The sequence below is a fragment of the Brochothrix sp. genome, assembly GCF_017549435.1.
In the GTDB taxonomy this organism is placed as follows: Bacteria; Bacillota; Bacilli; order Lactobacillales; family Listeriaceae; genus Brochothrix; species Brochothrix thermosphacta.
Genome location: NZ_JAFYUW010000126.1, coordinates 17,177 through 29,889, shown reverse-complemented (window position 1 = coordinate 29,889; position 12,713 = coordinate 17,177). Strand labels below are relative to the sequence as shown.

Below are 12,713 nucleotides of genomic sequence, written 5' to 3'. Positions count from 1 at the left end.
CAAAAAAAAGTCAAAATAGTGTTTTATCCAATTTATTTGGAGCTAAACGTTTGGTTTTGCTTTTATTCTCTAGTACTTCAAACCAAAAATTGTGATATTTCAAAAATACCATCCTGACAAAAAAGCGTCAAACTATTTTTCATCTACCTCCAGTGAAAGACAAACAACTCCTACAAAATTTCAAAAACACTATCCTGACAAAAAACGTCAAAATAGTGTTTTATCCAATTTATTTGGAGCTAAACGTTTGCTTTCGCTTTTATTTTTACGAATAGACTGGGATTTTATATTCCATATCAACGTGCCAGATACCGCCCATGTCCAAATAGCGTTCACCGGATGTAGCTACAAATCCTAGTTTTTCATAAAATAGTACAGCGTGTTCTTGAGCTGAAAGGTATAAACCGTCTAGTTGATCTTCTTTAGCTGATTTTTCAATCGCAAGAATAATTTCACGGCCAAAGCCTTTACCACGGCCTTCTTTTAATACACAAATGCGTTGCACTTTGCCAAGGTTATCGTGAATGTATAAACGTCCAGTTGCTACTGGATGACCTGTTTCATCATCATAAGCTAAAAAATGTTCACATTCTGATTCTTTCCCATCATTATCTTCATCAGGTGAGAAATTTTGTTCCTCAACAAATACTTTCGCGCGGATGTTTTTTACGATAGCTAATTCCTCAGCATTCGTATGGTTGATTTTAATAACTGTCATGGTCTTTAAAACTCCTTTTCATTAAAAACTTGTAAACTAGCAGAGAGTTCCTGCTGCCAGTTCTTCCAAGTATGTCCGCCCTCAAACGTCCAACTTGAATAATATAGGTTCTCACACCAAATTTGTTCTAAGTGTTGATTAGGCGTGGTAAAATCACAATCCGGATTACCAAAGGTAGTATCAACATGATGCTCCTGTGTACCATAAACGTGCGATACTACTAAGGTTACAGGTGTCTGGGTACGACATTTTTCCAGCATATCTTCGTCTAAAAACGGCGAGAATAAACATACTTTACCAAAAGTAGATGGGTAACGCAAGCATAGTGCAATACTTAATGTTGCACCTAAGGATACACCGGCTAAAAAGCGACTTTTCGCATCCTGGAAGGAGGGGAGTTTTAAATCAAGATAAGGTACCAATTCTTCAGCAATAAAACGTTGATATAGTAAAAATTCTGAACCATTAGGATGACAACGTTGTGCTCTGATTTTCACTGATTCGTAGGGAAGAAGAATGACAATAAACTCTTGGAGTTTATTGTCATTTATGTTTCGATCTATTGTTTTAAATAGTCTTCCAAACTGCATAAAATCTTGCGCATCTTGTGCAATTAAATAACGGTATTTACGCGTTGGTTCATAATTCGGGGGATAATGTATAATGAACGGCATCGTCTCATTTAGAAAATAGCTTTGTAAGTGATCCTGTTGATTCGTTTTTACATTCATTGTATATGTTCCTCCAGCTATTAAGTCTTATTTATACTTCATTGTTTTGATTGGAAGATGGAATAAGAAAGTAATAATTGTAATGACAAGCATCGAAATAAATACCGTGTGTAACCCACTGTAAAGTACATCTTTTAATTGAGCAACTGCTTCAGCAGCGATTGGTGCGTGATTAGGGTTTAATAGTTGTGTTAAATTATCATGTGTAACACCTGGGCTTTTATTTTCAGCAAGAAGACGTGTTGTCGTCGAGTTAAAAATTGTACCAAAGATAGCCATACCCATAACTTGTCCTAATGTACGGAACAATGTATTAACAGAAGTAGCTGCTCCCATATCTCGTGGGGCTACCACATTTTGAGCTGTGATTGTTGTCATAGTAATCGTGATACCAAAACCTAGTCCCATTACAGCAGAGGCACCGAGGAACATCCAAATGGTTGCATCTTTTGTAAGAACCATTAACCAAAGACCTGCAAGGCCAATAAAGAATGTCCCTAAACCAATAACACGACGGATACTAGAACTTTCAATCATTTTTCCACCTATAAATGAACCAATAATCCAAGTAATAGACATTGGTGCTAGCGTGAAGCCGGCAATTGTTGCACTTAAGCCAAGGATACCTTGCACCCACATTGGCATATAAACATTGACACCAATTAAGAATGCACTTGCTAAAATGGCAACTACATTAGCGAACGTAAATGAAAGGTTTTTGAACATTGGCAATGGTAAAATTGGGTATTTTGTTCGATTTTCTTGCCAAATAAAGAGTCCTAAAAAGAGAACTGCGATACCAAATGCTAATAATACATTTGGCGAAACCCAACTTAATGTATCGCCTGCGAATTGGAATCCAAGTAAAAGTGCAACTAAACCAATAGTAAGTAAGAACGTTCCAATATAATCAATTGTTTGTTCTGATTTTTCAACTTTTTCGTGGAAGAAAATTTGCATTAATATTATTAAAATAATACCGATTGGAACATTGATAAAGAAAATCCAGTGCCAAGTAAGGAAATCAACAAGAAATCCTCCTAATAAAGGTCCGAAAATACCTGCAATACCCCAGGCTGCTCCATTAAGTCCCATAACTTTTGCGCGTTTTTCAACAGAGTAAATATCAGCAATAATAATAAAGCTAAGCGGCATAATTGATCCAGCACCAATCCCTTGGATTGCACGGAAGATAATCAATTGTGTCATATCTTGGGCCAAGCCACAAAGAGCAGAACCAATCATAAAGACGATTGTACCAATAATAAAAATGGGTTTTCTGCCAAAGATATCTGCCAGTTTCCCGAAAATAGGAACACAGACAGCGGAAGTTAGTAAGTAGATTGAGAATACCCAGTTCATAATTGAAATACCATTCAATTCGCTGACGATACGAGGGACGGCTGTCGAAACAATCGTTCCTTCAATGGCAGTCATGAAGGTAGAAACAAATATCGCAACGGTTACCCATTTAACGTGTGTTGTTTTCAAAATCATTCTCCTTTTCATAAAAAAATAAAGTGAGTGCTAATGTATAAAAGCGCCACTACTTATAGTAACATAAATAAGAGAGAATACTTTTTATATTTTTCATATAAATGTTACCTGATTTATATTATTCCCTTTTTCCAAGAAATAGTATAGGACATATGTCTCAGATAGGTAAAAAAGGTGACTAAATGTGAACAGATATAGTTGAAGTGTTAATCGTTCTTAATTAAAATAGAGTAAAGGACAGGTGACATATAATGAAAATTACAACAGAATCTACAATGAACACAATTTTAGAATTAACAAATATTGCGAGCCCTACGGGTCATACAGAGAAGATTATGGAACATATTACGCATCGATTGGAAGCGGTTGGATTAGAGGTTCGTAACACTAATAAAGGTAATCGTATTGTAACTATCGCAGGTGAGGATAATACACAACACCGTTTATTAACAGCACATGTTGATACATTAGGTGCGATGGTTAAAGAAGTTAAAAGTAATGGTCGTTTAGCTTTAACTCTAGTTGGCGGTTTTAGATTTAATGCGATTGAAGGGGAATATTGCACGATTGAAACAGCAGATGGACGTAAATATACAGGCACAATTCTGATGCACCAAACAACTGTACATGTTTATCAAGATTCAGGATCAGCTGAACGTAATGCTGTAAATATGGAAGTTCGGTTAGATGAAAAAGTTGTATCAGCAGATGAGACGCGCTCATTAGGTATTGAAGTCGGTGATTTTATTAGCTTTGATCCACGTAGTGTGCGAGCGGGTGATTTTATCAAATCGCGTCATCTTGACGATAAGGTCAGTGTCGCTGTGTTGTTAGAAGCTTTGATGCTGTTAGCTAAAGAGAAAATAACATTGCCTTATACGACACATTTTTTAATCTCTAATAATGAAGAGATTGGTTATGGGGGAAATTCAAGTATCCCTGAAGAAGTTGTCGAGTATATTGCTGTCGATATGGGAGCAATAGGTGATGGACAAACAAGCGATGAGTACCACGTGTCTATTTGTGCTAAAGATAGTAGTGGCCCTTATCATTATGGCTTACGTCAACATCTTGTAGGGTTAGCGCAAGCGAGTGAGATTGCTTATTGTGTTGATATATATCCATTTTATGGTTCAGATGCTAGTGCTGCCATGAAAGCAGGCGCTGATGTAAAGCATGCGCTTATTGGAGCCGGAATTGAAGCGTCACACGCATATGAACGTACTCATAAAGAGGCAGTTGTTGCAACTGAGGAACTAGTTTGTGCATACTTATTCTCTCCTTTAGCCAAAAACTGAGAAAAAGTGAGCTGAAAACGTTCGCTTTTTATAAAAGAAGACTAAAGATATGTGTTGAAATATGCTATACTATTTTTATGTCAATTTATAGGATACGGAGGAATTCCGATGTAGCGTTAAACTATCACATCAGATTCTAGTAAAAAACGGAGGGTAACAATGGTAGACTCAATTCAAAAAGAAATTGAATCGCGCAAAACGTTTGCGATTATTTCACACCCCGATGCGGGGAAAACAACAATTACGGAGCAACTGCTTTTATTTGGTGGTGCAATTCGTTCAGCAGGAACTGTAAAAGGTAAAAAATCAGGTAAGTTCGCAACATCGGATTGGATGGAAATAGAGAAACAACGTGGTATTTCTGTTACAAGTTCAGTGATGCAATTTGATTTTGATCATTACCGTATTAATATTTTAGATACACCTGGTCACCAGGATTTTAGTGAGGATACTTATCGTACATTGATGGCGGTAGATAGCGCAGTAATGGTTATTGACTCGGCTAAAGGGATTGAGCCTCAAACGATGAAACTATTTAAAGTTTGTCGTATGCGTGGTATTCCTATTTTCACATTTATTAATAAATTGGACCGCCCAGGACGCGATCCAATGGATTTAATTTCAGAGTTGGAGGAAGTACTTGAAATTGGTGCTTATCCGATGAACTGGCCAATTGGTATGGGGAAAGAGCTTGTTGGTAACGTTGATCGTTATAATCATCGTATTGAACAGTATCGTTATGAGGATGAAGCGGATCGTTTTATTCCCTTAACTGATAAAAATGAATTGCTCGGTGATCATGCTGTGAAAGAATCAACCTATTTTGATCAAGCAATGGAAGAAATTAACTTGCTTGATGAAGCAGGTAATGAATTCGATCAAGAAGCCATTGCTAAAGGTGAATTAACGCCTGTATTCTTTGGTAGTGCTTTAGCTAACTTTGGTGTTGAAAACTTCTTGTCAACATTTGTTGATTTTGCACCATCTCCACAACCGCGTAAAACTGAAGAAGGTAATTTAGTAAATCCAACTGATGAGAAATTTTCAGGCTTTATCTTTAAAATCCAGGCTAACATGAATAAAGCACATCGTGATCGTATTGCATTTGTTCGTATTTGTTCAGGATCTTTTGAAAAAGGAATGAACGTTTATTTAACAAGAACGGGTAAATCAATCAAATTGAATAACTCGACACAATTTATGGCTGATAGCCAAGAAATAGTTAGTCACGCTGTTTCAGGTGATATCATTGGGTTATATGATACGGGTAATTACCAAATTGGGGATACGATTACAATGGGAGATAAAAACTTACATTTTGAAAGTATGCCACAATTTACGCCAGAATTATTTATGCGCGTATCAGCGAAAAACGTTATGAAACAAAAACATTTCCATAAAGGCGTTGAACAATTAGTCCAAGAAGGTGCAATTCAATTGTATAAATCTTGGCATGCAGGCGATTATATGCTCGGTGCAGTTGGTCAATTACAATTTGAAGTATTTGAGCACCGTATGAACAATGAGTATAATTCTGAAATCATCATGGAACCAATGGGCAAGAAAATGGCACGTTGGATTAAACCAGAAGATGCAGACGAGAAATTGGCATCTAATCGTAACATGCTTGTACGTGATCGTTATGATAATCCAGTCTTCTTGTTTGAAAATGAATTTGCGTTACGCTGGTTCACAGATAAAAACCCTGATGTAGAATTATTTGAATTAATTTAATAAAAGTATCTTCACACTCGGTTCAAAACGGAAGATATTGGAATAATTGAAAGCAACAACAAACGTTTAGCTCCAAATAAATTGGATAAAACACTATTTTGACGTTCTTTGTCAGGATAGTGTTTTTGAAATTTTGTAGGAGTTGTTTGTCTGTTGCTAGAGAATGAAAGCAACAACAAACGTTTAGCTCCAAATAAATTGGATAAAACACTATTTTGACGTTTTTTGTCAGGAAAACAATAAAAACGAAAACAGCCCGTACAAGGGCAACGATATTGTAGAAAAATGAAGAAGGCTATTTGTGCCTGCTGATTTTTTTGAAATAGAGAGAGGCATTGGCTGTTGTAGTTGGATAAAACACTATTTTGACGTTTTTTGTCAGGATAGTGTTTTTTTATTGCGAAAATTAACATTAAACGATGTGAATAGAACAATGGATCAATTAAATGGATAGTGATTTTAACGGAATTGGTTTAATTGTAAATAACAGGTGGCACTATAGGATTCTTCTAATCAAATAAATTCGTTTCTATGTCAGTAAATAAGCTATAATAAATAAGAGAGTGCATGACGATTTTATAATGCGATTGGGGGAGTAATTGGTGAAAAGACAGTTATGTCTATTTATGATGGTGATGTTTTTTAGTTTGTTAGTGGTACCTGTTCAAGCTGGAAAAATTGATTCAGAAACAAGGACTGTTGCCGGACAGATTGTGAAAGAAACTGACTACATGAATAAGAAACAAGATATTAGTCATACTTTTTTTAATCAGCAGGTGCAGGTTAACACATTACAATTAATGTCTGATGGTATTGTTTATCAACCGGAACAAATACAAACCTATACAAATTTATTTTTCAAAGCTAAGGTGAGTAATCATTTTAAGGAAACAGATGAATATCTAAGAAAAAATAATTGGTTTGTTTATTTTAAAGGGAATGCTAAAAGTGAGGCAGAGGCGGAAGTAATGTTGAAATCCGTGAAAGAGCGACCGTTGGTTAATTATCAAAAAACTAATGAAGTCAAAGGGGAGAATACCTACACAATTTCAGCTTATACGTCTTCTGAAATTTTCGAAAGTGAAAAGGTAGTAAGGATTATGGGGACTTTTAAAGAATATGATAACGGACGTATTATGGGGGAAACAAAGCGTTATATTGAATTTAATACTGCTGAATTAATAGAGCACCAAACTGAAAAAATAAAATAGTTAATTTGAGAACAAAAAAAACCCGCAATATCTGCGAGTTACACAAAATTAGCAAGGTCTCCAGTAAAGACAAACATTAATAACAATCCACAAGCTATTGCAACAACAGCAATTAAAATCAAGTTAATAAACCCGAGTTTTGTTATACGACGTGCATTGGATAATGCTAAGTAGAAGGCTAATATTAAAAATAAGAAACCTAAAACAATTGCTATAATTGGTAATAAATAATAGTCCATTGATAAATACCTCTATTCATATTTTAATTCGACACAGCTCAATTGTATGTACACCTATTCTACACTGTTTAACAAAAAATGTGCAACTATAAACGAAAATATAATTGACGAGATAAAATAATCTATGGTATGATGAACTCAATTAAATAACAGTTTGACATTATGTGTCAAAGGGGAGTAGCGTCGTTATCTTTTAGAGATAACGAGATAAAGTCGTCAATACATGAATTTAATTCATCGGTTTTATCAACATATTTTTTATGTCTAGCGAGACCTTTGTCCACTTATTTATTTAAGGTGGGCAAAGGACTCGTTTTTTTGTTGTTAAAAGTAAAAGCGATGTTTTTTGTTCCCTTAGTAGTCAATGTGAATTTAAGCAAATTATGAGGAGGCGATCGTATGGATGCAGCAATGTTATTACAGTATGGTTGGGTATTGATTGTTTTAATTGGGTTAGAAGGAATTTTAGCAGCGGATAATGCAGTTGTAATGGCTGTAATGGTAAAACATTTAGAACCAGAGCAACAAAAGAAAGCACTTTTTTATGGATTAGTAGGGGCATTAGTTTTCCGTTTCATAGCATTGTTCTTAATTGCAACACTTGCAAAATATTGGGAACTACAAGCAGCAGGTGCAGCTTACTTACTCTACATAGCAATTTCAAATATTTATAGAAAGTATTCCCACAAAATTGGCAAACAAAAAACTAAAAAGAAAAAAGAAGGCGGTTTTTGGGCAACTGTTATCAAGGTTGAACTAGCTGATATCGCTTTTGCAGTGGATTCAATGTTAGCAGCAGTTGCTTTAGCAATTACTCTACCTAAATCAGGTTGGGGTGAAATTGCTGAAATAGATACAGCACAATTCATTGTAATGTTCCTTGGGGGCGTTATTGGATTAGTTATTATTCGTTTTGTTGCAACAGCAGTTGTTAATCTCTTGAAAAAATATCCAGCGCTTGAAACAGGTGCCTTTGTACTTGTCGGCTGGGTCGGAGTTAAATTAGTTGTTATGACATTAGCACATGAAAAAGTTGCGATTTTAGCGCATGACTTTCCACACGGTACATTATGGCAAAGTATCTTCTATGGTGTGATGGTTGTTATCATCCTTGCAAGTGTGCTAAGTTCACGTAAATCAAAGGTACCGACAGACAGTCATTAAACTCAATAGTAAAAATGTATTTGTTATTTTGCTCAATCAGAAACAGCTAATTCCTGTTCTGATTGGGTTTTATTCGTTTCTAGCGATGAAATAAAAAGGAAGAGGGTATTGTTATGGATACAAGTTTATTGCTGCAATATGGTTGGGTTTTAGTTGTGTTGATTGGATTAGAAGTTGTTTTGTCAGCGGATAATGCGGTTGTTATGGCAGTTATGGTGAAAGGACTTAAACCAGAAAAACAAAAAAAGGCATTGTTTTATGGTCTTTTAGGAGCAATGATTCTACGATTCAGTGCGCTATTTGTTATTTCATTGCTAGTAGATATGTGGTATGTCCAAGCATTAGGTGCTGTTTACCTAATATACCTTGCAATTAAACATTTTATTCCTAGCAGAAAACAAAAAAAAGTATCTCACACCAATGAAAAAGAACCTTCGTTTTGGGGGACCGTTATTAAAGTAGAATTATCTGATATTGCTTTTGCAATTGATTCAATTCTTGCAGCGGCAGCTTTGGTTATCACGCTTCCAAATACGCATACCTTTAATATAGGTGGTATGGATGGGTGGAAGTTCATTGTGATGTTCTTAGGTGGCTTTGTGGGTCTATTGTGTATTAGATTTGCAGCGACTAGGATTGTCCGTTGGCTTGGGATTTATCCGGTACTAGAAAAAGCAGCTTTTATATTAGTGGGTTGGGTAGGTATTAAATTAGCCGTATTAACTCTGGCTCATAAAGACATCGCTTTGTTACCCTTAAACTTTCCTGAAAGTGTGGGTTGGCAAGTGACATTCTGGGGTGTTATGATTGTGATAATTATCGGCGCTTTAATAAAGGTTAAACAAACACCTAAGAAAGGGTGAAAGGAAACATGTTGTATCAATTACGCTTGCGGTTACGAAATTTAACACCAGTGCAAGCTATCGTATCGTTTTATTTTGTAGCAATGACAGTTGCCACTTTAGTGTTGCTGATGCCTATTGCTAAAAAACCAGGACAAGATGTCTCTTTTATCGATACATTATTTGTTGCAGCTAGTTCAGTTAGTGTAACAGGGCTATCACCAGTAAGCCCAGGTGAAACATACAGCACATTTGGATTGATATGTATGATGATTTTCTTCCAAATAGGTGGGCTGGGTATTATGATGATGAGTACTTTATTCTATTTGATGTTAAGACGTCGTATTGGTCTAAAGCAACGCCGTTTAATTCAAACAGATGTGAACTCGTATTCAATGAGCGGTATGGTGAATTTGATTCGTGATGTGTTCATTATGATTACGACTGCTGAAATCATTGGTGGAATCCTCATTGGCTTATATACAATTCCGCATTATAAGGATGTTGGATCAGCATTCTTCCATGGCTTTTTCTTGAGTGTTGCGGCAGCAACGAGTGCAGGAATGGATATGGATGGCCTTTCAATGGAACCTTTTGCAGGGGATTATTTTATTCAAGTTATCGTTATGTTATTAATGATTATGGGGGGGATTGGTTTCCCTGTATTATTAGAAATCAAACGTTTCTTAATAGGTCGTAAGAAAGGGAAACGTCCGTTTCGTTTTTCTCTTTTCACAAAATTAACAACATTTACTTATTTTGGTCTTTATTTTTCAGGTGCACTTTTTATTATTTTATTAGAATATCGTAAATTATTTGCCGGTATATCCTGGCATCAAGGCCTTTTTTATAGCTTGTTTACATCCGCCACAGCACGAAGTGGGGGCTTCACTTTGTTAGACTTGAATCAGTTTTCAACGACTACAATTTTAATTTTAATCGTGTTTATGTTTATTGGTTCCTCACCAAGTTCAACCGGTGGAGGTATTAGGACAACAACGTTCGCTATGACTTTACTTTTCATAGTTGCAACGGCTCGTGGGCACAAGCACGTTCATATCTTTGGACGTGAATTTTTAGAAGAAGATTTAAGAAAAGCATTATCCGTCACGATGTTCTCCGGCCTATTGTGTTTTGGTTCAGTATTAATTTTATCCTTCACTGAAACAAATATTCCGTTGCTATCGTTACTCTTTGAAACTGCATCTGCGTTTGGGACCTCTGGTTTATCATTAGGGGCGACAGGTGATCTATCAGTGATAGGGAAATTAGTCATTATCATGTTGATGTTTGTTGGGCGTGTTTCGATGATGTATATTCTTTTATTCACAGCGGCACGAACAGATAATGAGTATGGTTTCCGTTATCCAAAAGAAAAAGTTATCTCAGGTTAAGATGAATTTTATTATTAGGGGGAGAGTAACATTTCAATAAAGAGACTAATAATCGTGATCATTAGTATTGTTGTACTTTTTATAATTGGAACGTTATGTTATAACAATTTTATAAAAGAAAAAACAACATCACCAGAAGCAAACACAGTAATAAAAAAAGTGGCGACAAAACCTAAAAAAGAAGTTAAAAAGGCAGAAACAGTAAAATGGATAAAACAAACAGAACCGGTAAAAATACCGATTTTAATGTACCATAGTATTTCAACTGGAAATTCGTTACGAGTGCCACCTGCTGAATTTAAACAACAAATGGCTTTTTTAAAAGAATCGGGTTATTATACTTTGACGCCAGCAGAGATGTACAAGGCATTTGAGACAAATTCATTGCCGTCTAAAAAAGTAGTGTTACTAACGTTTGATGATGGTTATACCGATAATTATACCGAAGCGTTGCCAATTCTAGCTGCTAACAAGCAACAAGGGACAATCTTCATGATTACTGATACAACTGGAAAGAAAAATCATTTAACGCTAGCACAAATGCAAGATATGATAAAAGATAACATTACAATTGAAAGCCATACAGTGACTCATCAAGAATTAAATAGCCTCAAAAAAGAGTTGCAATTGAAAGAATTAAGCGATTCGAAATTATTTATTAAACAACGACTTAAGCATGATTCAATTTTAGTAAGTTATCCTGTGGGACGTTATAATGAAGATACGTTAGCAGCTACAAAAGAAGTTGGTTATAAAATGGCAGTTACAACAGAACCTGGACTGGCATCAAAGGCTGACGGTTATTTCAAGTTGAAACGCGTTCGAGTTGTACCAGGATTATCACAAGAAAGTTATCAGCATTTAATTGAAAATGGATTGTAAAAGGTGTTGACGTAATTTAAATCGTATGGTAAGATAAATCTTGTGAGTTTAAATAATACATGAAAGAAGAAGTTTCCGCTTCTCGCCTTGTTGACATTAGTGTTTTCAGGCTAACAAACTATTTAATTAAGTCTGTTTGCGGGTATTTCTGAGATGAAATACCCGTTTTTTCATGTTTTTGAACATCATGCTAGGTTCAATTTAATTTGGAGGTGGATTATCATTAGCAAAGACACTACTTTGATCAATGAAAACATTCGTGCTCGTGAACTTCGTGTAATTACTCAAACTGGTGAGCAGTTAGGTGTGCAAACAAAAATTGCAGCGCTCGAACTTGCTGAACGTGCAAATCTTGATCTTGTTCTAGTTGCTCCGAATGCAAAACCACCAGTAGCCCGTATTATGGATTACGGTAAGTTCCGATTCGAACAACAAAAGAAAGATAAAGAAGCGCGTAAAAATCAAAAGACTATTACGCAAAAAGAAGTACGACTAAGTCCAACAATTGATGAACATGATTTCAATACAAAATTGCGTAACGCTATTAAATTCTTAGAAAAAGGCGATAAAGTGAAAGCTTCTATCCGTTTCAAAGGACGTGCGATTACACATAAAGAAATTGGATTAGAAGTTCTAAACCGTTTTGCATCCGAATGTGCAGAAATTGCAACAGTCGAATCAAAAGCTAAAATGGACGGACGCAGTATGTTCTTAGTTTTAGCACCGAAAGAAAGCTAATCGGAGCAGCAAAAAACATGCTGTGTTAATACAAGGAGGAAAAAATCATGCCAAAAATGAAAACACACCGAGGTACAGCTAAACGTTTCAAAAAAACTGCTTCAGGTAAATTAAAACGTGGACGCGCTAAAACAAGTCACTTGTTTGCAAACAAGTCAACTAAAGCTAAACGTCATTTACGTAAATCAGCATTAGTATCAGCTGGCGATATGAAACGTATCCGTCAACAATTAGATAACATCAAATAATCGAAGTCGTCTAAGAA

The 12,713-nt window shown here is 35.7% G+C and carries 13 protein-coding genes, 1 riboswitch and 1 other annotated feature; of the genes, 9 read left to right on the top strand and 4 right to left on the bottom strand.

The features are described 5' to 3' along the window. Positions 1 to 265: 265 nt before the first annotated feature. Genes IKV95_RS08710 through IKV95_RS08700 form a run of 3 tightly spaced genes read right to left on the bottom strand, consistent with a single transcriptional unit; the run spans position 266 to position 2,940 of the window. Positions 266 to 718, bottom strand: a complete 453-nt coding sequence (locus IKV95_RS08710; protein ID WP_029091824.1) for a GNAT family N-acetyltransferase — start codon at positions 716 to 718, stop codon at positions 266 to 268. Between the two features lie 5 nt (positions 719 to 723). Continuing rightward, positions 724 to 1,449, bottom strand: a complete 726-nt coding sequence (locus tag IKV95_RS08705) for an alpha/beta hydrolase (protein ID WP_287451676.1) — start codon at positions 1,447 to 1,449, stop codon at positions 724 to 726. A gap of 27 nt (positions 1,450 to 1,476) precedes the next feature. Continuing rightward, a complete protein-coding gene (locus IKV95_RS08700) occupies positions 1,477 to 2,940 on the bottom strand; it encodes an MDR family MFS transporter (protein ID WP_029091826.1) in 1,464 nt (487 codons plus the stop codon). 257 nt (positions 2,941 to 3,197) lie between these two features. Here IKV95_RS08700 and IKV95_RS08695 point away from each other — a divergent pair, with 257 nt between their 5' ends. The 3 genes from IKV95_RS08695 to IKV95_RS08685 all read left to right on the top strand — a co-directional run bounded on the left by IKV95_RS08695 (position 3,198) and on the right by IKV95_RS08685 (position 7,189). After that, a complete protein-coding gene (locus tag IKV95_RS08695; protein ID WP_029091827.1) occupies positions 3,198 to 4,244 on the top strand; it encodes a M42 family metallopeptidase in 1,047 nt (348 codons plus the stop codon). Positions 4,245 to 4,403: 159 nt separating this feature from the next. After that, positions 4,404 to 5,978, top strand: a complete 1,575-nt coding sequence (locus IKV95_RS08690) for a peptide chain release factor 3 (protein ID WP_029091828.1) — start codon at positions 4,404 to 4,406, stop codon at positions 5,976 to 5,978. A gap of 602 nt (positions 5,979 to 6,580) precedes the next feature. After that, positions 6,581 to 7,189, top strand: a complete 609-nt coding sequence (locus IKV95_RS08685) for a hypothetical protein (protein ID WP_069125557.1) — start codon at positions 6,581 to 6,583, stop codon at positions 7,187 to 7,189. A gap of 38 nt (positions 7,190 to 7,227) precedes the next feature. On the opposite strand, the gene IKV95_RS08680 is transcribed toward IKV95_RS08685, so the two are convergent. Continuing rightward, positions 7,228 to 7,428, bottom strand: coding sequence for a hypothetical protein (locus IKV95_RS08680; RefSeq protein ID WP_029091830.1), 201 nt, complete (start codon positions 7,426 to 7,428; stop codon positions 7,228 to 7,230). A gap of 160 nt (positions 7,429 to 7,588) precedes the next feature. Further along, positions 7,589 to 7,693, top strand: a riboswitch (yybP-ykoY riboswitch). 134 nt (positions 7,694 to 7,827) lie between these two features. Between IKV95_RS08680 and IKV95_RS08675 the strand changes: the two genes are divergently transcribed. The 6 genes from IKV95_RS08675 (at position 7,828) to rpmI (ending at position 12,696) form a co-directional block, all read left to right on the top strand. Further along, positions 7,828 to 8,592, top strand: coding sequence for a TerC family protein (locus tag IKV95_RS08675; RefSeq protein WP_069119504.1), 765 nt, complete (start codon positions 7,828 to 7,830; stop codon positions 8,590 to 8,592). 113 nt (positions 8,593 to 8,705) lie between these two features. Then, positions 8,706 to 9,455 carry a TerC family protein gene (locus tag IKV95_RS08670; protein ID WP_029091832.1) on the top strand — a complete coding sequence of 250 codons (750 nt, stop codon included), beginning with the start codon at positions 8,706 to 8,708 and terminating at the stop codon, positions 9,453 to 9,455. A gap of 8 nt (positions 9,456 to 9,463) precedes the next feature. Then, positions 9,464 to 10,828, top strand: a complete 1,365-nt coding sequence (locus IKV95_RS08665) for a TrkH family potassium uptake protein (RefSeq protein WP_069119506.1) — start codon at positions 9,464 to 9,466, stop codon at positions 10,826 to 10,828. Positions 10,829 to 10,882: 54 nt separating this feature from the next. Beyond that, positions 10,883 to 11,710: a polysaccharide deacetylase family protein gene (locus tag IKV95_RS08660; protein ID WP_096699334.1), complete on the top strand. Its 828-nt coding sequence runs from the start codon at positions 10,883 to 10,885 to the stop codon at positions 11,708 to 11,710. A gap of 57 nt (positions 11,711 to 11,767) precedes the next feature. Further along, positions 11,768 to 11,888: a sequence feature (ribosomal protein L20 leader region), on the top strand. Next, positions 11,864 to 12,448, top strand: coding sequence for a translation initiation factor IF-3 (gene infC, locus IKV95_RS08655; RefSeq protein ID WP_080712929.1), 585 nt, complete (start codon positions 11,864 to 11,866; stop codon positions 12,446 to 12,448). (Overlaps the previous feature by 25 nt.) A 47-nt stretch (positions 12,449 to 12,495) precedes the next feature. Continuing rightward, positions 12,496 to 12,696 carry a 50S ribosomal protein L35 gene (rpmI, locus tag IKV95_RS08650; protein WP_029091835.1) on the top strand — a complete coding sequence of 67 codons (201 nt, stop codon included), beginning with the start codon at positions 12,496 to 12,498 and terminating at the stop codon, positions 12,694 to 12,696. The last annotated feature ends 17 nt before the right edge of the window (positions 12,697 to 12,713 follow it).